The sequence below is a fragment of the Streptomyces sp. NPDC091972 genome (genome assembly GCF_044756385.1).
GTDB lineage: Bacteria > Actinomycetota > Actinomycetes > Streptomycetales > Streptomycetaceae > Streptomyces.
Genome location: NZ_JBIVSV010000003.1, coordinates 77267 through 100875, shown reverse-complemented (window position 1 = coordinate 100875; position 23609 = coordinate 77267). Strand labels below are relative to the sequence as shown.

21 protein-coding genes and 1 pseudogene are annotated in these 23609 nt (G+C 74.0%); 8 read left to right on the top strand and 14 right to left on the bottom strand.

Features of this window, described 5'->3' with window-relative positions:
* Nucleotide 1: 1 nt before the first annotated feature.
* Both ACIQJT_RS09590 and ACIQJT_RS09585 read right to left on the bottom strand, forming a co-directional pair.
* Nucleotides 2–763 (bottom strand): GntR family transcriptional regulator, encoded by a 762-nt coding sequence (locus tag ACIQJT_RS09590; protein ID WP_402641531.1) that lies wholly within the window; start codon nt 761–763, stop codon nt 2–4.
* Between the two features lie 167 nt (nt 764–930).
* On the bottom strand, nt 931–1815 hold the full coding sequence (locus ACIQJT_RS09585) for an RNA polymerase sigma-70 factor (protein WP_402641528.1): 885 nt from the start codon (nt 1813–1815) through the stop codon (nt 931–933).
* A 193-nt stretch (nt 1816–2008) separates the two neighbouring features.
* On the opposite strand from ACIQJT_RS09585, the gene ACIQJT_RS09580 reads away from it, so the two are divergent.
* A complete protein-coding gene (locus tag ACIQJT_RS09580; protein WP_365448512.1) occupies nt 2009–2839 on the top strand; it encodes an alpha/beta fold hydrolase in 831 nt (276 codons plus the stop codon).
* Nucleotides 2840–2884: 45 nt separating this feature from the next.
* Here ACIQJT_RS09580 and ACIQJT_RS09575 read toward each other — a convergent pair.
* Nucleotides 2885–3721, bottom strand: a pseudogene (locus ACIQJT_RS09575) (EamA family transporter); the annotation flags it as partial.
* 47 nt (nt 3722–3768) lie between these two features.
* On the opposite strand from ACIQJT_RS09575, the gene ACIQJT_RS09570 reads away from it, so the two are divergent.
* The 3 genes from ACIQJT_RS09570 to ACIQJT_RS09560 all read left to right on the top strand — a co-directional run bounded on the left by ACIQJT_RS09570 (nt 3769) and on the right by ACIQJT_RS09560 (nt 8456).
* On the top strand, nt 3769–5223 hold the full coding sequence (locus ACIQJT_RS09570) for a PLP-dependent aminotransferase family protein (protein ID WP_402641525.1): 1455 nt from the start codon (nt 3769–3771) through the stop codon (nt 5221–5223).
* Between the two features lie 213 nt (nt 5224–5436).
* Nucleotides 5437–7023: an alkaline phosphatase D family protein gene (locus ACIQJT_RS09565; protein ID WP_402641523.1), complete on the top strand. Its 1587-nt coding sequence runs from the start codon at nt 5437–5439 to the stop codon at nt 7021–7023.
* A 155-nt stretch (nt 7024–7178) separates the two neighbouring features.
* Nucleotides 7179–8456, top strand: coding sequence for a GNAT family N-acetyltransferase (locus ACIQJT_RS09560; protein WP_402641520.1), 1278 nt, complete (start codon nt 7179–7181; stop codon nt 8454–8456).
* A gap of 36 nt (nt 8457–8492) precedes the next feature.
* Here the strand turns inward: ACIQJT_RS09560 and ACIQJT_RS09555 are convergent, their stop codons facing one another.
* Complete coding sequence (locus ACIQJT_RS09555) at nt 8493–9656, bottom strand: trans-sulfuration enzyme family protein (RefSeq protein ID WP_402641518.1); 1164 nt, start codon at nt 9654–9656, stop codon at nt 8493–8495.
* Nucleotides 9657–9716: 60 nt separating this feature from the next.
* Here ACIQJT_RS09555 and ACIQJT_RS09550 point away from each other — a divergent pair, with 60 nt between their 5' ends.
* Complete coding sequence (locus ACIQJT_RS09550) at nt 9717–10211, top strand: Lrp/AsnC family transcriptional regulator (protein WP_053847631.1); 495 nt, start codon at nt 9717–9719, stop codon at nt 10209–10211.
* Between the two features lie 33 nt (nt 10212–10244).
* Nucleotides 10245–11936 carry a DUF885 domain-containing protein gene (locus tag ACIQJT_RS09545; RefSeq protein ID WP_365448502.1) on the top strand — a complete coding sequence of 564 codons (1692 nt, stop codon included), beginning with the start codon at nt 10245–10247 and terminating at the stop codon, nt 11934–11936.
* A gap of 120 nt (nt 11937–12056) precedes the next feature.
* Here the strand turns inward: ACIQJT_RS09545 and ACIQJT_RS09540 are convergent, their stop codons facing one another.
* On the bottom strand, nt 12057–12572 hold the full coding sequence (locus tag ACIQJT_RS09540) for an immunity 21 family protein (RefSeq protein WP_365448500.1): 516 nt from the start codon (nt 12570–12572) through the stop codon (nt 12057–12059).
* Nucleotides 12573–12643: 71 nt separating this feature from the next.
* Nucleotides 12644–13129, bottom strand: coding sequence for a rhodanese-like domain-containing protein (locus ACIQJT_RS09535; protein ID WP_402641514.1), 486 nt, complete (start codon nt 13127–13129; stop codon nt 12644–12646).
* Nucleotides 13130–13223: 94 nt separating this feature from the next.
* On the opposite strand from ACIQJT_RS09535, the gene ACIQJT_RS09530 reads away from it, so the two are divergent.
* Entirely contained in the window at nt 13224–13670 is a 447-nt protein-coding gene (locus tag ACIQJT_RS09530; RefSeq protein WP_402641511.1) for an Lrp/AsnC family transcriptional regulator, read from the top strand.
* Nucleotides 13671–13672: 2 nt separating this feature from the next.
* On the opposite strand, the gene ACIQJT_RS09525 is transcribed toward ACIQJT_RS09530, so the two are convergent.
* The 8 genes from ACIQJT_RS09525 to ACIQJT_RS09490 all read right to left on the bottom strand — a co-directional run bounded on the left by ACIQJT_RS09525 (nt 13673) and on the right by ACIQJT_RS09490 (nt 22583).
* Nucleotides 13673–16666, bottom strand: a complete 2994-nt coding sequence (locus tag ACIQJT_RS09525) for an AAA family ATPase (protein ID WP_402641509.1) — start codon at nt 16664–16666, stop codon at nt 13673–13675.
* Nucleotides 16663–17826, bottom strand: coding sequence for an exonuclease SbcCD subunit D (locus tag ACIQJT_RS09520; protein WP_402641507.1), 1164 nt, complete (start codon nt 17824–17826; stop codon nt 16663–16665). Before ACIQJT_RS09520 ends, ACIQJT_RS09525 begins: the two co-directional genes overlap by 4 nt.
* A gap of 326 nt (nt 17827–18152) precedes the next feature.
* Nucleotides 18153–18779, bottom strand: a complete 627-nt coding sequence (locus ACIQJT_RS09515) for a YigZ family protein (protein WP_365448490.1) — start codon at nt 18777–18779, stop codon at nt 18153–18155.
* A 59-nt stretch (nt 18780–18838) separates the two neighbouring features.
* Nucleotides 18839–19378, bottom strand: a complete 540-nt coding sequence (locus ACIQJT_RS09510; RefSeq protein ID WP_402641504.1) for a SixA phosphatase family protein — start codon at nt 19376–19378, stop codon at nt 18839–18841.
* Nucleotides 19375–20091, bottom strand: a complete 717-nt coding sequence (locus tag ACIQJT_RS09505) for a hypothetical protein (RefSeq protein ID WP_402641501.1) — start codon at nt 20089–20091, stop codon at nt 19375–19377. The genes ACIQJT_RS09510 and ACIQJT_RS09505 overlap by 4 nt, the downstream gene beginning before the upstream one ends.
* Before the next feature lie 479 nt (nt 20092–20570).
* On the bottom strand, nt 20571–21272 hold the full coding sequence (locus ACIQJT_RS09500; RefSeq protein ID WP_053847505.1) for a response regulator transcription factor: 702 nt from the start codon (nt 21270–21272) through the stop codon (nt 20571–20573).
* Between the two features lie 130 nt (nt 21273–21402).
* The gene (locus ACIQJT_RS09495; RefSeq protein WP_402641498.1) at nt 21403–22104 is read right to left on the bottom strand and encodes a CBS domain-containing protein; all 702 of its coding nucleotides are present in this window, start codon (nt 22102–22104) and stop codon (nt 21403–21405) included.
* Nucleotides 22105–22118: 14 nt separating this feature from the next.
* The gene (locus tag ACIQJT_RS09490) at nt 22119–22583 is read right to left on the bottom strand and encodes a cyclic nucleotide-binding domain-containing protein (protein ID WP_365448480.1); all 465 of its coding nucleotides are present in this window, start codon (nt 22581–22583) and stop codon (nt 22119–22121) included.
* Between the two features lie 398 nt (nt 22584–22981).
* Here ACIQJT_RS09490 and ACIQJT_RS09485 point away from each other — a divergent pair, with 398 nt between their 5' ends.
* Nucleotides 22982–23605 carry a hypothetical protein gene (locus ACIQJT_RS09485; RefSeq protein ID WP_402641495.1) on the top strand — a complete coding sequence of 208 codons (624 nt, stop codon included), beginning with the start codon at nt 22982–22984 and terminating at the stop codon, nt 23603–23605.
* Nucleotides 23606–23609 lie beyond the last annotated feature (4 nt).

The following is a 23609-nucleotide window of genomic DNA, read 5'->3' as shown; positions in this document are numbered from 1 at the left end:
GTCAGGAGGCCCGGCGTTCGGGGCTCTCGTGGATCTCCACCGCGCCGGAGTCCCCGAAGGTCAGCCGGCAGGTGTCGGCGCGGTAGGTGGCCACCGAGACCGCGGCGGTGCGGCCCCCGGCCAGGTAGCGGGTGGTGACGACCAGCACCGGCGCGCCGGGCAGGCGGTCCAGTTCCTTCGCGTCGTCCGCGCGGGCCGAGCCGAGCTCGACGGCGTTCTCCCGGCTGTCCAGTTCCAGGCGCTGGAGTTCGCGCAGTACGGCACGCGCGCGTGCCGCCCCGGACGGCGCGTCTATGGCGGACAGCTCGGGCACCGACGCCTCGGGGATGTACAGGAGCTCGGCGGCGACGGGCTGGCCGTGGGTCACCCGGGAGCGGCGCACGACGTGCACCGGCTGCTCGCGGTCGGTGTCGAGCGCGTCCGCGACGGACGCGGGCGGCACCGCGGCGGCGCAGTCGACGGACTGCCAGTCGTCGCCTGCCGCGCCGGGCCAGGCGTGCTGCTCGGTGCCGACGGCCACGCCCACGCGCGGCGGGGCGACGGTCGTGCCGACACCGCGGCGGCGCTGGAGCCTGCCCTCCAGCTCCAGCTGCTCCAGGGCCTGTCGGAGCGTGGCGCGGGCGACGCCGAAACGGGCGGCGAGGTCGCGCTCGTTGGGCAGGATCTCGCCCACGGTGAATTCGGAGTCCAATGCCTCACTGAGCACGGTCTTGAGATGCCAGTACTTCGGTTCCGGCACCGTTTCGAGCTGCGTGGTCCCCACCCTGTCCTCCGCAATCGCCGTGGTCCGGCGGCGTTTTAGCGCCCTTGTTTATTAAAGGTTGTTTCACTTATCTGCGACCATAGGGCGGCCCCCACCCTTGGTCAAGACCAATCCTCGATCCCCTCCGGGGTGTGCGGACGCGATGTCACACAGCGTTGACGAGGCGTTCAGACGGCCGACAGGGCGTGCAGCTTGTCCGGGTTGCGGATGATGTAGACGGACTGGATGCGGCCGTCGAGGACGTCCACCTGGAAGACGGAGTCGGGCTTGCCGCCCGACAGGACGAGCACCGCGGGCCCGCCGTTGATCTCCAGGAAACGCCAGGTGAGGTCCGGGAGGCCCTTGCCGGCGACGCCGGCGATGAAGCGGCCCACGTGGTCGGCCGACTCCAGGACCCGCAGCGGCGCCTTGCTCTTGCCGCCGCTGTCCCCGACGAGCCGGACGTCCGGGGCGAGCAGCGCCATCAGCGCCTCCAGGTCGCCGCCGCCGGCCGCGGCGAGGAAACGCTCCGTCAGATCGCGGCGGCGGACCGGGTCGACGTCGTAGCGGGGCCGTCGTTCGTCGACGTGCCGGCGGGCCCGCCCGGCGAGCTGCCGTACGGCGGGTTCGGCGCGGTCGAGCATGGCGGCGATGTCGGCGTAGGGGTAGCCGAAGGCCTCCCTGAGGACGAACACCGCCCGCTCCAGGGGCGACAGGGACTCCATGACGACCAGGACCGCGAGGGAGACCGAGTCGGCGAGGACGGCCTGCTCGGCGGTGTCGGGGACGGTGTCGCCGAAGTCGGTCACGTACGGCTCGGGCAGCCACGGTCCGACGTAGGTCTCACCGCGCGCCTTGACCTGGCGGAGCCGGTCGATCGCCAGGCGCGTGGTGACGCGGACCAGATAGGCGCGCGGTTCGCGCACCTCGCTCCGGTCCGCCGCCGACCAGCGCAGCCAGGCTTCCTGCACCACGTCCTCGGCGTCGGCGACGCGCCCGAGCATGCGGTAGGCGACGCCCAGGAGAACGGGACGGTGTGCTTCGAAGACGTCGGTCTCGGTGTCAGTGGCCACGCCTTCATCCCAACGCAGACGCCGGTTCGTGTCCAGGCGGCACCAGGCGCGGCGCGCACCGGGGACCGAGGGCCGGGACGGGGACTGGGGCCGGAGGGGTCTACCCGCCAGTAGCAATTGCTGACAAGCTGTCTACGACGTGTCCGCCGCACGTCGTCGCCTCAGCCCCGTGACCCGCCGTCAAGGAGCCCTCATGTCCGCCACCGTCTCCTTCGAAGTCCCCTCCCCGCAGGGGCCGCAGCCCGTGACCGTCTCCTACACGCGCGTGGGGCGCGGCGAGCCGCTCCTCCTGCTGCACGGCATCGGTCACCACCGGCAGGCCTGGGACCCGGTGGTGGACATCCTGGCGACCGAGCGCGACGTGATCGCCGTGGACCTGCCGGGGTTCGGCGCGTCGCCGGGGCTGCCCGAGGGGCTGTCGTACGACCTGGCCACCACGACGTCCGTGTTCGGGGCGTTCTGCGAGGCGCTGGAGCTGGACCGACCGCATGTGGCGGGCAACTCCCTCGGCGGGCTGCTGGCCCTGGAACTCGGGCGCGAGCGGCTCGTACGGTCCGTCACCGCGCTGGCTCCCGCCGGGTTCTGGTCGCAGGCCGAGCGCCGCTACGCGTTCGGGGTGCTGCTCACCATGCGGCGCGTCTCCCGGCGGCTGCCGCTGCCGCTGGTCGAGCGGCTTTCGCGCAGCGCGGCCGGCCGCACGATGCTCACGAGCACCATCTACGCCCGCCCGGGCCGCCGTTCACCCGAGGCCGTGGTCGCCGAGACACTTGCCCTGGCGCGGGCCACGGGATTCGACGAGACGCTCCGGGCCGGTACCGCCGTCCGGTTCGGCGACGACGTCCCGGGGCTGCCCGTCACGGTCGCCTGGGGCACCAGGGACATGATCCTCGTGCGCCGGCAGGGAGTGCGGGCCAAGCAGATCATTCCCCGGGCCCGGCTCGTGCGGCTGCCCGGCTGCGGCCACTGCCCGATGAACGACGACCCGGCGCTGGTCGCGCGGGTCATCCTCGACGGCAGCCGCTGAGCCCTTGCGCCGCCCGGCCGACGCCCCGGAACCGAGGGCGACCCCGGCACCGACCAGGGCGCTGCCCACGGCCTGCGCGGCGCCGTAGGAGCCCGTGCCGACGAGGGGCGCGGTGCAGGCGGCCGCGACCGGGATGAGGCCGGAGAACAGGGTGGCGCGCTCCGCGCCGATCCGCTGCATGCCCATGTACCAGCACACGAATCCGACGACGGTGACGACCGCCGCCTGCCACAGCAGTGCGGCGGCCTCGGCGCTGTCGGGGCGGCGCAGCCACGCCGTGCCGTCCAGGAGCAGTCCGGCCGCCGCGGCCTCGGCGGCGGCGACCGCGCAGACGGTCGCGGACAGCAGCCGCGGCCCCAGCGGGCGCAGCACCGGTACGGCGAGCACCGCGAAGCCGACCTCGCCGGCCAGCGCGCACACCGAGAAGGCGAGGCCCGCGCCGTCGGTTCGGCCCCACCCCTGGACGGCGAAGGCACCGAGGGCCACGAGCAGCGCGCCCCGCAGGATCCGGCGCCGGGGCCGGCGTCCCTCCAGCAGCGGGACGAGGACGGCCACCAGCACGGGGGCGCAGCCCACGAGGACGCCCGGGACGGCCGGTTCCGCGGTGCGCTCGGCGGCGATGACGGCGAGGTTGAAGCCGACCATGCCCACGGCGGCGAGGAGCGCGAGCCGTGCCCACTGCCGGCGCCCGAGAGCGCGCAGCCGTGCCCCGGCGCCCTTCGCGGCCAGGGGAACCAGCAGCAGCGCGGCAAGGGCGTAGCGCAGGGCCTGGCCACCCGCGTACGGGTAGTCGCCGAGGAGGCTGTTGGCGGTGAAGGACGCGCCGACGAGGACGCAGGCGAGCGCGGCGAGGAGGGAGCCGCGCGTGGTGGTGGCGTTCATGGCGACGACGCTAGGAACTGCCGCGGCCCGGTTTAAGGTCCAGTGCCATGACGTCATCGGGGACCAATCCGCAACGGCGACCGCACGGCGACCCCGTCGGGTCGGCCGCCTGGGAGCTGCTCCTGCCCGCCGTCTCGGCGCCGGCACGCACGCGTGGCCGTTCCCTCCAGGCGGCGCTCAGGGAGGCGGTCCGCTCCGGGCGGCTCGTGCCGGGGACGCGGCTGCCGTCGAGCCGGGACCTGGCCGCCGACCTCGGCGTGTCGCGCGGTCTGGTCACCGAGGCGTACGAACAGCTCACGGCGGAGGGCTATCTGCGCAGCGGCCGCGGCGCGGGCACCTGGGTCGGCGGTGCCGTGCGGGCGGCCCGGCCACGCGCGCGTGACCTGGCCCCGCGTGCTCCGGGCAGCCGGGCGGACTTCGTGGCGGGGACGCCCGACCTGTCGCTGTTCCCCCGCACCGCGTGGGCCACCGCCCACCGGGGCGTGCTGGCGGAGCTGGCGCACCAGGACCTCGGCTATCCCGACCCGCGCGGGCTGCCCCGGCTGCGGGCCGCCCTGGCCGAACTGCTGACGCGCCGCCGGGGTGTGGTCGCCGACCCGGAGCGGATCGTGGTCGTCTCCGGCGTGGCGCAGGCGACGACACTGCTCGGATTCGCGCTCCACGCGCGCGGGTTGCCGACCGTCGGCGTGGAGGACCCGGGGAGCCCGCAGCACGACGCCCTGTACGCGGCGGCGGGCGTGACCACCGTTCCGGTGCCGCTGGACGACGACGGGATCCTGCTCGGGCCGCTGCGCGACGCGGACGTGCGTGCCGTGGTCACGACGCCCTCCCACCAGTTCCCCACCGGCATCGCCTACTCGGCGCGGCGGCGCGCGGAACTGCTCGACTGGGCGCGTTCCGTCGACGGCTTCGTGCTGGAGGACGACTACGACGGCGACTTCCGCTACGACCGGGCCCCCGTGGGCGCGCTCCAGGGGCTCGACCCGGACCGCGTCGCCTACACGGGATCGGTCAGCAAGTCCCTCGCGCCCGGGCTGCGCCTGGGCTGGCTGCTCGTGCCGGAGACGCTGGCCGACGAGATCGTCGAGCGCAAGCGGACCATGGACCTCGGCCATCCCACCGTCGACCAGGCGCTGTTCGCCCGGTTCGTGGAGCGCGGCGACTACGACCGTCAGCTGCGCCGCTGCCAGCGCGCCTACCGGGAGCGGCGCGACGCGCTGGTCGCGGCGCTGGACGAGCACCTCCCCGGCACGCAGGTGTCCGGGATCGCGGCCGGGCTGCACGTCATCGCCGCGCTGCCGCCCCGGTACGGCCCTCAGGAGCGGTTTCTCGCGCGCCTGGGCACGGCCGGTGTGCGCGTGCGGCCCCTGACGGACTACGCACACGCGCGTGCCGAGCCCGAGGACCAGGAGGGCGTGCGGCTGGTCCTGGGATACGCGCACCTGTCGCCGGCACGGATCCGCGACGGCGTACGGCTGATGGCAGAGGCCGCCCGGCGCTGAACGGGCCGATGCCCGAGGTCGCCTGACACCGAGCCCGCTGAGCGACACCATGCGTGCCGGCCCGGGCCGCCCCACCGCTGAGCCGCGCCGTCTGGCACGTGGGTTCCCCCGTTCCCGCGGCCAGTTGTTCACCTGCGGTTTGCGTGTGCGCTGCGGCGCCCCAGTAGTTGTGGCATCGCACACCGGCCGGATCCCGTCCTTGGAGGCGCATCCATGTCCCACCGTCCCTTCCCCGGCCGCCGCAGCGTTCTGCGCGGCTCCCTGGCAGCCTCGGCGGCCCTCACCCTCCCCACGGTCTCCGGGGCCGCGCCCGCCTTCGCCCTGTCCGGGCGCCCGGGGGCGGGATGGGGTGTGCAGACGGGAGACGTGACCGCCGACTCCGGTCTGGTGTGGGTGCGTTCCGACCGTCCGGCCCGGATGATCGTGGAGACGTCGGCGACCGAATCGTTCCGCAACCCGCGCAGATGGCACGGCCCGCTGCTCGGCCCGGACACCGACTTCACGGGGACGACCCGGCTGCGCGGGCTGCCGTCGGGCGAGCAGATCCACTACCGGGTGCTGCTCGCCGACCCGGACGACCCGCGCCGCACCGGTGAGCCGGTCACCGGCACCTTCCGCACGGTGTCCCACAAGCGCCGGGACGGGGTGCGGTTCCTGTGGTCCGGCGACCTCGCCGGGCAGGGCTGGGGCATCAACCCCGACTTCGGCGGCTACACGATCTACCGGGCGATGGCCGCGCTGGACCCGGACTTCTTCCTGTGCAGCGGCGACAACATCTACGCCGACGGACCGATCCCGGCCACCGCAGCCCTGCCGGACGGCGGCACCTGGCGGAACATCACGACCGAGGAGAAGTCCAAGGTCGCCGAGACCCTGGCCGAGTTCCGCGGCAACTTCCGCTACAACCTGCTCGACCACAACCTCCGGGCCTTCAACGCCCAGGTCCCGTCGATCATCCAGTGGGACGACCACGAGGTGCGCAACAACTGGTACCCGGGGCAGACGATCCTGGACTCCGACACCCGCTACACCGAGAAGCGCGTCGACGTGCTCGCCGGCCGGGCGCGGCGCGCGTTCAGCGAGTACTTCCCGATCTCCACGCTCCGGCCCGGCAGCCGGGACGGCCGGGTGTACCGGGTGCTGCGGCAGGGCCCGCTGCTCGACGTGTTCGTGCTGGACATGCGCACGTACCGGAACGCCAACTCGCCCGACGACCAGACCGTGGACCCGCAGGGCATCCTCGGCCGGGAGCAGTTGGAGTGGCTGAAGCGGGAGCTGTCGCGCTCGCGGGCGGTGTGGAAGGTGATCGCCTCGGACATGCCGCTCGGCCTGGTCGTGCCCGACGCCACGGAGGGCAGGGCGAACATCGAGGCGGTGGCGCAGGGCGATCCGGGCGCCCCGCTCGGACGTGAGCTCCAGATCGCCGAGCTGCTGCGGTTCGTCAAGCACCGGCGGATCACCGGCACGGTGTGGCTCACCGCCGACGTGCACCACACCTCGGCCCAGCACTACCAGCCGTCGCGGGCCGCGTTCACCGACTTCGAGCCGTTCTGGGAGTTCGTGTCGGGCCCGTTGAACGCGGGGGCCTTCCCGGCCAGCGCGCTCGACGGCACCTTCGGCCCGGAGCGGGTCTTCGTGAAGGCGCCGACCGCCTCGAACGTCTCCCCCGCCGGCGGCTACCAGTTCTTCGGCGAGGTCGACATCGACGGCCACAGCGGCGAGCTGACGGTCCGGCTGCGCGAGGCGGACGGCACCGTGCTGTTCACACAGGTGCTCCAGCCGGGCCGGGTGGGCCAGTAACTCCCGTACGCTGTACGGCGGGTCGCGCACCGGCGTCATCCCCCGGTGCGCGACCCATGAACTGTTGAAAAGGGTATAAAGCGCACGGACCACGCTTTACCGCGCAGTCACAATACGTTCGTGATCACGCAACACCGTTCCTTCACAGTGGCTGCATGACTTCGAACATGTCTGATGTGACCCCTGCGAAACTCGCCGCCGCCTTCAGGGCCGCGTTCAGCACCCGGTGGACACGGCGCCACGGCCACGCGCCCCCGACGGGTGATACCGGCGCCCGGCCGCTGCCCGAAGGGGAGCAGGCCGGGCAGTCGGGAACCCCGGGTCCCGTGGCGGCGGAGAGCACCCTGTGGCGGATGCGGACCACGGTGAAGGACGAACCGGGCTCGCTGGCCGCCCTGTGCACGGTCCTGGCCGGGCAGCGGATCGACATCCTGAGCCTCCAGACCCACCCGCTGGCCGAGGGCACGGTCGACGAGTTCCTGCTGCGTGCCCCGGGCGCGCTGGAGGGCGCCGCGATCACCCAGGCCGTCGCGCGGGCCGGCGGCGCGGACACCTGGATCGAGCGGGCCGACACGCACGATCTGGTGGACGCCCCGACCCGGGTGCTCGGTCTCGCCACCCGTACCGCGCTGGACGCGGCGGAACTGCCGCTCGCGCTGCGGCAGTTGCTGGGCCGGTGCACGATCCGGTCCCTGCCGGCCGCGCCGGTGGGCGGCGGTCGCGGGCCGGAAGGGGTGCCCGTGGAAGGGGCTCTGGAGGACACCGTGATGCGGCTGCGGGCTCCGGAAGGCGGCGTGATCACCGTGGAGCGGCCGTATCTGCCGTTCACGCCGACGGAGTTCGCCCGGGCCCGGGCCCTGGTCGAGCTGGACGCCCGGCTCGGTCCGCGGGTGCCGCGCAGCCAGGATCTGCTGACGCTGCCGCAGGGACACGACATCACCGTGCGGCGGGCCGACACCGGCGATCTGGCGGCCGCGGTGGCGATGCACGAGCGGTGCTCGCCGAGGACGTTGGGCATGCGCTACCACGGGCCCGTCGGTGACGCCGACCGCTATCTGAACCACCTGCTCAGTCCGCGGTTCGGGCGCACCCTCGCCGTGCAGACCGCCTCCGGGCGCATCGTCGGGCTCGGCCACCTGCTGTGGGACGGCGACGAGACCGAGGTGGCGCTGCTCGTCGAGGACGCGTGGCAGCGGCGCGGGATCGGGGCCGAGCTGCTGGAGCGGCTGGTCGCGATGGCCGCCGAGGCCGGGTGCGAAAGCGTGTACGCCGTGACGCAGTCGTCCAACACCGGGATGGTCGCCGCGATGCGGGGGCTGGGACTCCCCCTCGACTACCAGATCGAGGAGGGGACCCTGGTGATCACGGCGCGCCTCGCTCCGGGGGCGGAGCCGGAGCGCGCCGTACGCGTCACGCGCGTCGAGGCGCCGTAGCGGCCGGGGCCGGCCGGCGGACCCGGTCCGGGTCCGTCAGGCGGGGGTCTGTCCGAGGGCCTGGTCCAGGTCCGTCCACAGGTCGTCCACGTCCTCCAGGCCCACCGACAGGCGCAGCAGACGGTCGCTCACCCCGGCCCCCCGCCGGTCGTCCGCGTCCACGATGCGGTGGCTGATCGACGCCGGGTGCTGGATGAGGGTGTCCACGCTGCCCAGGCTCACCGCCGGGGTGACCAGCCGGACCCGGTCGATCACCTCGTGCGGGTCGCCGTCGACCTCGAAGGCGATCATCGCGCCGCCGATCCGCGGGTAGTGCACGCGGCTCACCCGGGGGTCGGCGGCGAGGCGGCGGGCGAGCTCGGCGGCGGTGGCGGAGGCGGCACGGACCCGGACCGGGAGGGTCGCCAGGCCGCGCAGCAGGAGATAGCCGGCGAGGGGGTGCAGGACACCGCCCGTGGCGAAGCGCACCTGCCGCAACCGCCCGGCGAACTCCTCGTCGCAGGCCACCACTCCCGCCATGACGTCCCCGTGGCCGCCGAGGTACTTGGTCGCGCTGTGCAGCACCAGGCGGGCGCCCTGCTCCGCGGGACGCTGGAGCACGGGTGTGGCGAAGGTGTTGTCCGCGAGGAGGGGCACGGAGCCGCAGGAGTGGGCCAGGGCGCGCAGGTCGAGCTCGGCGAGGGTGGGGTTGGCCGGGGACTCGACCAGGACCAGGCCGGTGTCCGGGCGCAGGGCGTCGGCGACCCCCGCCGGATCGGTCCAGGTGACCTCGGTGCCGAGGAGTCCGGCGGTCAGGAGGTGGTCGCTGCACCCGTACAGGGGGCGTACGGCCACCACGTGGCGCAGGCCCAGGGAGGCCCGTACGAGAAGGACCGCCGTGAGCGCGGCCATGCCGCTGGCGAAGGCGACCGCGGCCCCGGTGTTCTCCAGGCGGGCCAGGGCGGTCTCGAAGCGGGCGACGGTCGGGTTGCCGAGCCGCCCGTACACCGGCGGGCCCTGCGGCTCGGCGCCGGTCGCGGCGAAGGCGTCGATACGGGCGGCCTCACCGCGGCTGTCGTAGGAGGGGTAGGTCGTCGACAGGTCGATGGGCGGGGCGTGCAGTCCCTGCCGGACGAGGTCGTCGCGGCCGGCGTGGACGGCCTCGGTGGCCAGTGCTCTGAGCGGCGTACGGAAGGCGGTGGCGGTGCGCGCTGAGTCCATGACCGCAAGAGTGAACACCGAACGGACTGCGCGGGGATATGCCCGTGCTACGTTCGGCCGATGGCCGAATCTGTCGTACTGGACCCGGTGGACCTGCATCTGCTGCGGCTGTTGCAGAACGACGCCCGGACCACCTACCGCGATCTCGCCGCGCAGGTCGGTGTCGCCCCCTCGACCTGCCTGGACCGGGTGACCCGGCTGCGCCGCTCGGGCGTCATCCTCGGGCACCAGTTGCGGCTGGATCCGGCGAAGCTCGGCCGGGGTCTGGAGGCGCTGCTGTCGGTGCAGGTCAGGCCGCATCGGCGGGAGCTGGTGGGGCCGTTCGTGGAGCGGATCCGGGCGCTGCCGGAGTCGCGGACCGTCTTCCATCTGACCGGCCCCGACGACTACCTCGTGCACGTGGCCGTGGCGGACATGACCGACCTCCAGCGGCTGGTGCTGGACGAGTTCACGTCCCGGCGCGAGGTGGCCCGGGTGGAGACCCGGCTGATCTTCCAGCAGTGGGAGTGCGGGCCGCTCCTCCCGCCGGCCACGCCCACAGCGGAATCGGGGTGACTCCCGCGAGGTCCGCGTACGAGGATGGTCCGCATGTCTGAGACTCAGAGCCCGCTTCCCCGTCAGGTCGCCGACACCTACGTCGACGAGCTCATCGCCCTCGATCCGGTCACCGGTACCTACCTGGGTGTGAAGGAGAGTTCGAGCAAACTGCCCGACACGTCGCCGGCGGGCCAGGAGGCGCTGGCGGAGCTCCAGCGGGCGACCCTCGCCCGGCTCGACGAGGCCGAGCGGCGGCCCGGCGCGGACAGCGACATCGAGCGCCGGTGCGGCCGGCTGCTGCGGGAGCGGCTGACCGCCGAACTCGCGGTGCACGAGGCCGACGAGGGGCTGCGCGCGGTCGGCAACATGGCGACGCCCGCGCACTCGGTCCGCGAGGTCTTCACCGTGACGCCGAACCAGACCGAGGAGGACTGGGCGGCCATCGCCGAGCGGTTGCGTGCCGTGCCCACGGCGTACGCGGGCTACCGCGAGTCCCTCGCCCTCGGTCTGGAGCGCAAGCTGTACGCGGCTCCGCGCCCGACGGCCACCTTCGTCGAGCAGCTCACCGAGTGGGCGGACACCGACGGCAACGGCCGCGGCTGGTTCGAGGACTTCGTCTCGGCGGGACCCGAGTCGCTGCGGGCCGAACTGGACGAGGCCGCCCGCGCGGCGACCGCCTCCGTGGTGGAGCTGCGCGACTGGATGCGGGACGTGTACACGCCCGCCGTCGAGGGCGCCCCGAACACGGTGGGCCGGGAGCGATACGCCCGCTGGGCCCGCTACTTCAACGGCACGGACCTCGACCTGGACGAGGCGTACGCGTACGGCTGGTCCGAGTACCACCGGCTGCTCGGCGAGATGCGGCAGGAGGCCGAGAAGATCCTGCCGGGCGCCGCGACGCCGTGGGTGGCGCTCGCGCACCTCGACGAGCACGGCAAGCACATCGAGGGCGTCGACGAGGTGCGCGACTGGCTCCAGGGCCTGATGGACCAGGCGATCGACGCGCTGGACGGCACCCACTTCGAACTCGCCGAGCGGGTGCGGAAGGTGGAGTCCTGCATCGCCCCGCCCGGCAGCGCGGCCGCCCCGTACTACACGCCGCCGTCGGAGGACTTCTCGCGTCCCGGCCGCACCTGGCTGCCGACGATGGGCCAGACCCGTTTCCCGGTCTACGACCTCGTCTCGACCTGGTACCACGAGGGCGTCCCCGGCCATCACCTCCAGCTGGCGCAGTGGGCCCATGTCGCGAAGAACCTCTCCCGCTACCAGGCGGTGGTCGGCGGGGTCAGCGCCAACGCCGAGGGCTGGGCGCTGTACGCGGAGCGGCTGATGGACGAGCTGGGCTTCCTGACCGATCCGGAGCAGCGGCTCGGCTACCTCGACGCGCAGATGATGCGGGCCGCCCGGGTCATCGTCGACATCGGCATGCACCTGGAGCTGGAGATCCCGGCGGACTCCCCCTTCCACCCCGGTGAGCGCTGGACGCCCGAACTGGCGCAGGAGTTCTTCGGCGCGCACAGCAGCCGTCCGGCGGACTTCGTGGAGAGCGAGCTGACCCGCTACCTGACGATTCCCGGCCAGGCGATCGGCTACAAGCTCGGTGAGCGGGCCTGGCTGCTGGGCCGGGAGAAGGCCCGGGAGCGGCACGGCGACGCCTTCGACCTCAAGGCCTGGCACATGGCGGCACTGTCGCAGGGCTCCCTGGGCCTCGACGACCTGGTGGACGAGCTGGCCCGGCTGTAACGCGTACGGCGGACCGGTGCGGGAAGCCGCCGGTCGCCCGATCGCGCAAGCGGCCCGCCTCGACGCCCCCGAGCGGGCGACGGGGCGGGCCGCTTGCTCAGGTCCGCACGTCGGCGACCGTCAGTCCTGGAGCCGGCGCAGCTGGACCAGACCCAGCCAGGTCTCCGGGCCGGGGCGCACGTCGGCGGCGCGTACCGCGTACCGGCCGGGGGCGAGCGAGACCTTCAGGTGGTCGGTGCCGACCGAGTCGTTGCCGGGCCAGGCCGCGTCGAAGAGGACGACCGGGCCGGGTACCGTCCAGCTCACCTCCTCCTCCCAGACCGCGCCGGCGAGGGCGGCCGGGACCTCGGCGAGGAGTTCGTCCTCGGAGTCGGCGGCGCACCACCGTACGAAGGTGTCGTGCTCGGCGAGATAGGAGGTCGAGGCGGGTTCGTCCCCGAGGACCAGGGCCACCGCGTCGCCGACCGGCAACAGGCCCACGGAACCCTCGACTTCACAGGCCCGGTCGTAGTCGGAGACCGTCTCGTCGCCGTCGGCTCCCGCCCAGAACGGCAGCACCGTCTCGGGCACCGCTATGAGCGGACCGCCGCCCGACTCCACCCATTCCACCGCGCCCGGCTCCGCGTATCGCACCATGGGCCAGAACCTACACGCACCGGAACCTCCGGGTTGCACCTGCACAGGAACCCCACCGGAATCGCCAGGGCTCAACAGCCGCAGTCCTCGGAGTCGGCCGGTGCGGTCAACGCGTCGGCGGCGCGCCGCTCCTGCCCCTCCCAGGTCTCGAACACGAAACCCTCCCGCACCCAGTACTCGAAGCCGCCGAGCATCTCCTTGACCTGGTAGCCGAGTTCGGCGAGGGCCAGTGCGGCGCGTGTGGCGCCGTTGCAGCCCGGGCCCCAGCAGTACGTCACCACCGGCACCGATCTGTCCAGGAGCTGTTCGGCCTGCTCGGGGACGAGGGCGGTGGGCAGGTGGACCGCGCCCGGGACGTGGCCCTGGTCCCAGGCGGCGGTGGAACGGGAGTCGAGGACCACGAAGCCGGGGTCACCGTCCGCGGCGAGCGCGGCGGCGACGTCGGAGACGTCGGCGTGGAAGACCAGACTGGCGCGGAAGTAGGCGGCGGCCTCGGCCGGAGCGGCGGGGGCGACGCGAAGGACAGGGTTCGAGGGGAGCGCGGCGGTTGTCGTCATGGCCGGAAATCTACGGCCGTCGATCCGCCACCTGAAGGGCGATTCCACGGCGGTGGCCTTGCCCGGCCGGGGATTCCCCTGCTATTCCTCGGGCATGACCGCGTATTCCCCGGACGCCACCGACTGGCGCATCCTCGACGTCCTCCAGCGGGAGGGCCGGGCCAGTTTCGCCGAGCTCGCCCGTGCCGTCTCGATGTCCGCGAGCGCGGTCACCGAGCGGGTGCGGCGGCTGGAGGAGGCGGGCGTCATCCAGGGGTACGCCGCCGTCGTGGACCGCGACCGGCTCGGCCTGCCGATCCTCGCGTTCGTCCGCCTCCGGTACCCCAACGGCAACTACAAGCCCTTCCACGACCTGGTCGCCGTGACGCCCGAGATCCTGGAGGCGCACCACGTGACCGGCGACGACTGCTTCGTCATCAAGGTCGCCGCCCGCTCCATGCGGCACCTGGAGGAGGTGTCGGGCAAGATCGGCACCCTGGGCTCGGTGACCACGAGCGTCGTCTACTCCTCGCCGCTCCCCCGGCGGCCCGTGGGGCGCTGACCTCAGACTCCGCCGCGCTGTCTCAGCACCGACCCCGACCGCCCCTTCACGACCTCCAGCTGGGCGTGGACGCGGCGGCGCAGATCGGCGACATGGCTCACGATGCCCACGCTGCGGTCGCGTTCCCGCAGGGAGTCCAGGACGTCGAGGACCTCGTCCAGGGTCTGGTCGTCGAGGCTGCCGAAGCCCTCGTCGATGAAGAGCGTGTCGAGCCGGACCCCGCCCGCCTCGTCGGTGACGACGTCCGCGAGGCCGAGGGCCAGGGCGAGGGAGGCGAAGAAGGTCTCGCCGCCCGACAGCGTGGCCGTGTCCCGCTCCCGCCCCGTCCAGGCGTCGACGACGTGCAGCCCGAGTCCGCTGCGGCCGCGGCCGGTGCGGTCGTCGGAGTGGACGAGGGTGTAGCGGCCCGACGACATCCGTTGCAGGCGTGCGGTCGCGGCGGCCGCCACCTGCTCCAGGCGGGCCGCGAGCACATAGGACTCCAGGCGCATCTTGCGTTCGTTGTCCGCGGAGGTGCCCGCCGCGAGCGCGGACAGGCGGGCCACCCGGTCGTACTCCTCGCGCAGCGGCGCCAGGCGCCCGAGGCCGGTGGCCGTGCGGGCGGAGAGCCGGTCGAGTTCCGCGCAGCGCCGGGCGGCCGCGTCGAGCGCGGAGGCGGCCTCGCGGACCCGGCGGCTCGCGTCGGCGGCGGCCCGCTCGGCCGCGAGGACGTCGGCGGGCGGCCGCCGTGCCGCCTCGGCGGTCTCGGACTCGGCGAGCACGGCCCGTACGGCGGCCTCCTCGGTCTGCCAGGCGTCCAGCCGGTGCTGGAGGTCGCGGTGGGCCGCCTCGTCGAGGAGGGCGGCGGCCGCGGCCTGCGGGGTCTCGAAGCCGGCCCGGAAGGCGGCGTCGGCGAGGCGGGCGTCGGCGTCCTTGAGCCGCTGGGCGGTGTCCTCGGCGGCGCGCGCGGTGTCGGCGGCCTCGGTGAGCAGCGCGGCCTGCCGTTCGAGCTGGGCGGCGCGGGCGGACACGCTGTCGGCGGCACCGCGCGCTTCGGCCAATTCCGCTTCCAGGGTGATGCGTTGGTGGTCCAGGGCGTCCCGGCGGGCGCCGCGGGAGGCGGTGCGCACGGCGGCCTCCTGCTGGGCGGTCAGGCGTCGTTCGCGCTCCCGCTCGGCCTGCCGTAGCTGTTCCGTCGCGGTGTGCAGGGCCGAGGCGAGGGTGCGGACCCGGGCGTACTCGCGCTCCAGCTCGTCCACCTGGGCGGCGAGGTCCTCGGTGGAGGTGTCGCCGGCCTCGCCCTGGGCGGCGGCCAGCGCCCGCTGGACGAAGGCGAGGCGCCGCTCGGCCTCGGCCCGCTGCTCGTCGGCGTGCTGCGAGGCGGCGAGCGCCCGCTCCTCGGTCTCCCGGTCGACGTGCCCGGCGTCCTTGCGGGCGGGTGCGGGATGCTCGGTGGCGCCGCAGACCGCGCAGGGCTCGCCGTCGGTGAGCTGTGCGGCCAGTTCGGCGGCGATGCCGTTCAGCCGCCGCTCCTTGACGTCCAGCCAGTCGGCTCGGGCCTGCTGCGCCCGGTCCGTCGCGTCGATGACCTGCTGCTGGGCGTCGTCGGTGTCCCGGGCGAACTGGTCGCGCTGGCGTGCGGCGGCGAGCCGCCTGCGGGCGGGCTCCCGCTGCACGTCGAGCTGTTCGGCGCGGTTGGCCGCCTCCTGGGCCGACTCGACGGCGTGCTGGAGACCCGCGCGGGTCTCCTCCCAGCCGGCCAGCCACGCCTCGGCCTCCTGGAGGACGTCCTCGTCGGAGCGCTCCTCGTCGTCCAGGGCGGCGCGTTCGCGGACGAGTTCGGTGAGCCGCTGCTCGGCGCGCCGGGCCGCGTCCAGGCCGCCCAGCTCCTCGGCCGCCCGGCGCGCGGCGCTCGCGAGTCCTGCGGCGCCCGCCCCGGCGAAGGTCTCCGGCAGCAGCCCACGCGCGTGTGTCTCGGCCTCGGCCGCCCTGCGGTGCTCGGCCTCGGCCGCCTCCCGCAGCTCCAGCGCGGGCGCCACCGCCTCCGCCTTGCGGGCCCGCTCCATCCGGGCCTGCGCCTGGTGGTAGCCGTCGGCCCGCTCCGCGAGCAGCGCGGCCCGCTCACGCGCCTGGGTGAAGCGGCGCTGGAGCCGGTCCAGTTCGCGTACGTCGGCCAGGGCGCGCTCGGCGGCGGCCTGCGCGGACTCGGCGGCACCGAGTCCGCAGTGGGCGATCGTCAGCTGTTCGCGGGCGGTGCTGCGGGCGACGGCGGCCGCGCCGAGGACGGCCTCGGCCAGGCCCGGCTCACCGGGTGCGAGGTCGGGCAGTTCCATGGCGTCGCCGGCCGCCTGCTGCATGCGGTGCGCGTCGGCCAGCAGCGCCGCGTCGCCCTCGCGGACCTGTGCCTCGGCGGCGCGGCGGCGCTCGGCCAGCCGCTTCTCGACCTCGGCGAACCGGTGGGTGTCGAAGAGCCGTCCGAGCAGTCTGCCGCGTGCCTCGGCGTCGGCCCGCAGGAAGCGTGCGAAGTCACCCTGGGGCAACAGCACGACCTGGCAGAACTGTTCACGGCTCATGCCGAGGAGCTGGGTGATCTCCTCGCCGATCTCCTGGTGGGACCGGCTCAGGTCCTTCCACGCCCCCGTGGGGCCGTCGTACTCGCGCAGCCAGCTCTGCGCCTTGTCGAGGGTCGTCCCGGTGCCGCGCTTCTTGGGGCGCTCCCACGGGGGTTGCCGGGTGACCTCCAACCGGCGCCCGGCCACGGTCAGTTCGAGACGGATCTCCGTGCGGGTGCCGGGGGCGGCGTGATCGCTGCGCAGGGCCGTGCCCTGGCCGCTCTGCCGGGCCCCGGGCACCGAGCCGTAGAGCGCGTAGCAGACGGCGTCGAGGACGGAGGTCTTCCCCGCGCCCGTGGGCCCGTGCAGAAGGAACAGCCCGGCTGCCGACAGCTCGTCGAAGTCGACCGTCTGGGAACCGCCGAACGGTCCGAACGCGGTGATGTCCAGCCGGTGCAGCCTCACCGGGCCACCTCCCGCACGGCCTCGTCCGCGCGCACGGCGTCCAACGCGTCCCGCAGCACGGCCTGTTCCCGCTCGTCGGGCCCGGCGCCCCGCACGTGTGCCACGAAGTCCTCGGCGATCTCCTGGTCGCTGCGCCCGGCCAGCCGCCGGGCGTACGACACGTCGGGGTCGTCCGGCGCCCGTTCGGGATCGAACACCAGGCTGAGGGTGTGCGGGAAGCGCTCGCAGAGACGGGCCATGGGTTCGGCCGGGCGGACCGGGTCGGTGAGGGTCGCCTCGATCCAGGCGTCCTCCTGCGGCACGAGCCGCGGGTCGGCTAGCAACTCCTCCAGCGTCCCGCGGATCCGGGCCAGCGACCGCGGCACCGGGCAGTCGACGCGCTCGGCGGTGACCGCGCCCTGCCCGTCCAGGTCGACGAGCCACATGCTCTTGCGGTGGTCGGTCTCCGAGAAGGAGTACGGCAGCGGGGAGCCGGAGTAGCGCACGCGCTCGGTGATGGTCTGGCTGCCGTGCAGGTGCCCGAGGGCCACGTAGTCGACGCCGTCGAAGACACCGGCGGGCACCGCGGCCACTCCCCCCACCGTGATGTCCCGCTCGCTGTCGCTGGCCTCGCCACCGGTGACGAAGGCATGGGCGAGGACGACGGACCGCGTCCCCGGCGCGCGCGTCGCGAGGTCGGCGCGGACCCGGTCCATGGCGGCGGCGAGCACGGCCTCGTGGCCCGCCTTCCTCACGCCGAACTCGTCCTTCACCAGGGCGGGTTCGAGATAGGGCAGCCCGTAGAAGGCGACGTCGCCGTGGTCGTCGGAGAGCACCACGGGGGTTCCGCAGGCCGCGGGGTCGGTCCGCAGATGGATGCCGGCGCGCCCGATGAGTCCCGCGCCGACACCGAGGCGGCGGGCGGAGTCGTGGTTGCCGGAGATCATCACCGTCGGCACGCCGAGGTCGGCGAGCCGGTGCAGGGCGTCGTCGAACAGCTCGACCGCGGCGAGCGGCGGCACCGCGCGGTCGTACACGTCCCCCGACACGACCACCGCGTCCACGGCGTGCTCCCGCACGGTGGTGACGAGGTGACCGATGAACTCGGCCTGGGCCCCGAGCATGTTGACCCGGTGGAACGCGCGGCCGAGGTGCCAGTCGGAAGTGTGCACGATTTTCACGACATCCCCCCGACCAACACGATTGCCCCTATTGCACCTCTAGTCCCCGTGCGAACCAACACGGGGTCCGCGGTCACCGCTCGCCACGCTAACGCATGTCACCTCTGATCCCTCACTCACCTCAGAACACCGTGATGGTGGTGCGGCTCAAGGAGCGGGCGTCACCGGCCCCGCTGGTGGATCGACGGACCGAGGGGTACACAACCCGCCTACCGGGTCCCGGATTTCTCCGGGAGGGTCCATGTGACCCGCGCAGGTTCGAATCCTGCCCTCTCCGCTGCGGACCCCGAACGGGTTCGGTCCCGTTCGGGCCTCGCCGGCCCGGCTCAGGCGTCTCCGTAGGCCTCCCCGCCCAGTTCGAACCGGGCGGTCCCGGCCGTGGCATCGGCCAGCCAGCCCCGGAACGCCTCCACGTCCGCGTCCGGCAGCCCGATCTCGATCGTGACCGCCTCGCCGTAGCGGACGTCGCGCACCTCGCGGCCGGTCGACCTGAGGTCGTTCTGCACCTTGCCCGCGCGCTGGTGGTCGACGGTCACCGTGGCGAGGCGGAACCGGCGGCGCGTGAGGGTGCCGAGGGTGTCCAGCGCCTCGCCGACCGCGCCGCCGTACGCCCTGATGAGGCCGCCCGCGCCGAGCTTGACGCCGCCGTAGTAGCGGGTGACGACGGCGACGACGTACCGCATGTCGCGGCGCAGCAGCATCTGGAGCATGGGGACGCCCGCGGTGCCGCCGGGTTCGCCGTCGTCGCTCGCCTTCTGGATCGCGGCGTCGGCGCCGATGACGTACGCGTAGCAGTTGTGGGTGGCGTCGGCGTGCTCCTTGCGGACGGCGGCGACGAAGTCCTGGGCCTCCTGCTCGGTGGCCGCCGGGGCGAGGGCGCACAGGAAGCGGGAGCGGTTGACCTCGGTCTCGTGCACGCCCGCGCGGGCCACTGTGCGGTACTCGTCCTGCATCCGGCCACCCTAGTCCGTGCGCGGACCCCGGCCGGGTGGCCGGCCGGGGCCCGCCCCGGTCACTTCCTCCCGCGCGGCACCAGCACGGACGTGAGCAGCGCCGTCCCCGGCTCCAGGGCTCGCCAGGACGTGCCGTGCCAGGCCAGCACCGCGATCGCCGACGTAGGGAACTTCACGCGCACCTCGTCCAGCGCGTCGTCGAGGCCGTCCCCGGCGAGGGTCAGGACCAGCTCCTCCAGGCCGGGGTTGTGTCCGACGAGGAGCAGGGTCTCGACCTCGGGAGGTGTCCCGTGCACGGCCGCGAGCAGCTCCGGTACGTCGGCCGCGTACAGCTCGGGGTCGAGGCGTACCGGCGGCGGGGTCCCCCACTGGGCGGACGCCAGCTCCCAGGTGTGCCGGGCGCGTACGGCGGTGGAGCACAGGGCGAGGTCGGGCAAGAGGTCGGAGGCGGCGAGGACGCGGCCCGCCTCCGGTGCGTCCCGGCGGCCGCGGGGCCCGAGGGGGCGTTCGTGGTCGGCGACACCCTCCGGCCACGCGGACTTCGCGTGTCTCAGCACGACCAGGCGGCGCAGCGGGCCCGGTCCGGGACGCTCGATCATGCCGGGGCCCCCAGGTCGCGGGTGAGGTCGAGACCGAGCAGCCGGTCGGCGTAGGCGTACGTCTCGAAGCGGGCGCCCTCCGGCAGGTCCGACTCCTCGACCCGGCGCAGCACGCGCAGCACCTCGGGTACGTCCAGGTCGTCCTCCCAGGCGGTACGGAGGTGTCCGCGCACCTCGTCGGGTACGGGCCGTGACGGATGCCGGGCCCAGGCGGCGACGGCCCGGCGCCAGCGCGCGAGGGTGTCGTGGGCGTCGGTCAGGGCCGTCTCGTCGAGCTGTGCGGGTGTGCTCCGGGGCTTGGTGAGCAGGGCGAGGCGGACTGCGGCGGGCTCGGCGTCCGGCGGGAGGTCCGGCGTCGCGACCGGGGCGACGGCGACCCGGACCCCGTCCGGGGCGGGACCGTTCTCCCCCACCACGTGGACGGCCTGGGACTCGCCCCGGCCGGGGCCGGCGTCCCGGCGGTCCTCGAAGGGCCGGATGCCCAGGGCGGCGGCACCCGCGTGCAGCTCCGCCTGTCCGCTTTCGCCGGTGAGCAGCGCCCACACGGGCGTGCCGCCGATCTCCAGGGCCCGCACGAGCAGGTCGGCGACGAGCAGGACGCGGAGGGCGGAGGCGTCGTAACCCGGCACGTGGGCCTCGACTCGGGTCAGGCCCCTGCGGGCGGGGACGGCGTCGACGGGCTCGCCGGTTCGGGCGTCGGTGATGCGCAGCACGGGGCGAGCGTAGGCGCACGGCGGCCCGGGCGCAGGTGACTGACCGGTATCCCTGGTCCGAACACCCGGTGGGGCGTGGCTTGCGCGGCAACCGCACGACAGAGGGTCGCCGGTGCCCGGCACGACGCGCTCACCGCACGTCCGACCGTCCTTCTTGGCGCCCCGCAGCTCCGGCGCCTCCGGCCCGCCTGCGCCGAACTCGTCCGCCGGGCCCACCGCGCGCGCCTGGTCGGCGCGAGCGGCTTCCGGGGCGTGACGGTTCCGGGGCCGGTATCCAAGTCCGCCGAGGGCCCCTGCGCGGTGGTCGTGGTCGAGGCGGAGCCGCGGCTGCGCTCCTTCCCGCCGCCGGTGGCCGACGTTCCCGGGCGGGAGGTCCGCGGTCGCCGTACCGGCCCCGCGTGCGCGGACGAAGAGGAGCGTTCGCGCCTGGGCTTCCAGGCCGTCCGCGCGGCAGCCGTGCGCCCGAGGCGCGGGGCCCGTCACCTCCCGGATCGGTCGTCCGTCTCCGGCTGGTCCAGCTGCGAGGCCAGGACAGCGGCTTGGACGCGGCGCTGGACGCCGAGCTTGGCCAGCAGCCGGGAGATGTGGTTCTTGACCGTCTTCTCGGAGAGGTAGAGCTTCTTGCCGATCTCGCGGTTGGTCAGTCCGTCCCCGATCAGCGCAAGGATGTCCCGCTCACGCGGCGACAGGCTCGCCAGTTCGGGCGCGAGCGCCGGGGTCTCGACGGGGTCGGCGCGCAGGGAGCGCATCAGGCGGGCGGTGGTCGCGGGGTCCAGCATGGACTGGCCGGAGGCGACCGTGCGGACCGCGGAGACCAGGTCCGAGCCCCGGATCTGCTTGAGGACATAGCCCGAGGCCCCGGCCATGATGGCGTCGAGCAGGGCGTCCTCGTCGTCGAACGAGGTCAGCATCAGACAGGCCAGCTCGGGCATCTGGCTGCGCAGTTCACGGCAGACGGTGATGCCGTCGCCGTCCGGGAGGCGCACGTCGAGGACGGCCACGTGGGGGCGCAGCGCCGGGCCGCGCACCAGGGCGTGCTCGACGGTGCCGGCGTCACCGACCACCGAGATGTCCGGCTCGGCGTCGAGCAGGTCGGTCAGGCCCCGCCGTACCACCTCGTGGTCGTCCAGCAGGAAGACCCGGATCGGGTTCTGCTCCGTGAAGGTGCCTGGCTCGGTCATGACGACCCCTCGTTCCCCGGTTACGGACGGGCGGCGGGCGGCCCGTGAGGACGATCGTCGCGCGAACGGGACCCGATCGACTAGGGCCGACCGGCCCAAGACGCGGGAGAGCGCCGGGCGGCCCCCGGGTTCACCGGTTCCCCGACGCTCCGGGAGGCCGGGCGGAGGCGGGCACGGAGTCCGTCGGGCCCTGCGCCTCCGGCTCGAAGTCCACGTCCACGACGCCCTCGACGGCACGCACCAGCCGGGCGGCCACGGGGATCAGGGACGGGTCCCGGACCCGGCCGACGAGCCGTACCGCACCGTCGTCGACCCGGACGCGGACGGACGAGCGCGGTGGCGGGAAGAGGTACGCCACCACCTCGCGCCGCACCTCCTCAGCGATCTCCTCGTCGTCGCGCAGGAACACCTTGAGCAGGTCGGACCTGCTGACGACGCCCTGCAACCGGCCCGGTTCGTCCACCACGGGCAGCCGCTTGACCCTGGCGCGGGCCATGGTGCGGGCGGCCTCGGCGAGCGTCGCGTCCGGCCGGGTGGTGAGCGCCGGTGAGGTCATCAGCTCCTCCGCGGTGAGGGCTCCCGCCTTCGCCAGGTCGGACAGGCGCCGCTGCTGGGTGTACCGGTCCGGGTCGCTGTCGCGGAACTCCTCCTTGGGCAGCAGATCGGCCTCGGAGACAACTCCGATGACCCGGCCCCGGCCGTCGAGGACCGGCAGGGCGCTGATGCCCCGGTCCCTCATCAGCCGCACGATCTCCTTGAAGCCGGCCGTGCGGCCGACGGCGGCGACGGTGCGGGTCATGACGTCGCTGACGATGTGAGGTGTGCCGTGCATGACGACTCCCGCCCTCAGACGATGCTGCCGGAGCCGTACGGGGCGTACAGGTCCAGGAGCCGGATCCGCGCGGAGTGCAGCCGGTGGGCGAGCACGTCCCCGACCCACTGGGCCACGGCGCTGCCCATGGCGGGGTCCTCCCGGCACATCAGGCGGACGGCCGTGGCGTCGAACTCGTACGCCCGCACCGGGCTCGTCGCCTCGGCGCCGAGGTGCCAGGTGTGCGGGGTGAACAGCCAGGACCAGCCGACGAGTTCGTTGTGCCGCAGGGTCTCGATGACGGCCGGCCGGCGGCCCGGTACCCGCATGTCGAGCTCGACGGTGCCCGTCCGGATGATCCAGAACCGGTCGGCCCGGCTCCCCTCCTCGAACAGCCGCGTCCCCTGCGGGAAGGAGACTTCACGGGCCATGCGCATCAGCCGGTGCCGGTGTTCGGCGGGCAGGGCGCGCAGCATGCTGGGCGTGGGCGTGGTGATCATGGCCTGCCTCCCGACGGGTGGGGAACCGCTGTAGCCACCGTCCCCCCGCCACGGGCGGGGCCACATGGGCCGACCGGCCCCTGTGCCGGGCCACACGGCTCCGACACGGCCGGGCACGGCTCCCCCTGAGTCAACGGTCCGCGAGAGCCCCGCCTCCCCAGGAAACGGTCCGCGAGAGCCCCGCCTCCCCAGGAAACGGTCCGCGAGACACCTGCGCCCCCGCCCCCCGACGCACCAGGCACCGGGCACCGGGCACCGGGGCACCCCCAACCGGCCCTCGGATCAGGACCGTTCAGCCCTCCGTCCACCGACCTTCGGCACCCGGCGGTCTCGGCCGCGTCCCGAGCAGCATGAGGGACGTCAAGCACCGACCAGAGCTCCTCGAAGGGATCACCACCATGGCCGTGCACGAGCACCCTCACCGGAGCCCAGGCCTCCACCTGCCGTCCTTCCGCAGGGACCGGACCGCCACCCCCGCGACGGAGTCCACCGTCTCGGCACGCACCGGCGCACGGGCCTACGCCTTCGCGTCGCTGCGCCTGCTCACCGGGTTCGTCTTCCTGTGGGCCTTCCTCGACAAGACCTTCGGACTCGGCTACGCCACCGGCTCCGGCAAGGGCTGGATCGACGGCGGCTCGCCCACCAAGGGCTTTCTCGGCGGGGTGGCCGCGGGACCGATGGAGTCCACCTTCCACTCCTGGGCCGGGGACACCTGGGCGGACTGGCTGTTCATGCTCGGTCTGCTCGGCATCGGCGTCGCGCTGATGGCCGGCGTGGCGCTCCGGTTCGCGGCCGTCGCGGGCACCGTGATGATGGCGCTGATGTGGGTCGCCGAGTGGCCGCCCGCCCGGCACCTCTCCGACGGCTCGCCGAGCATGTCGACGAACCCCTTCGCCGACTACCACCTCGTCTACGCCCTCGTCCTGATCGCCCTGGCCGCCGCCTCCGCGGGCGACACCCTCGGTCTCGGCAGGCTCTGGGCCAGGCTCCCCTTCGTCAGCCGCAACCGCTGGCTGCGCTGACCGC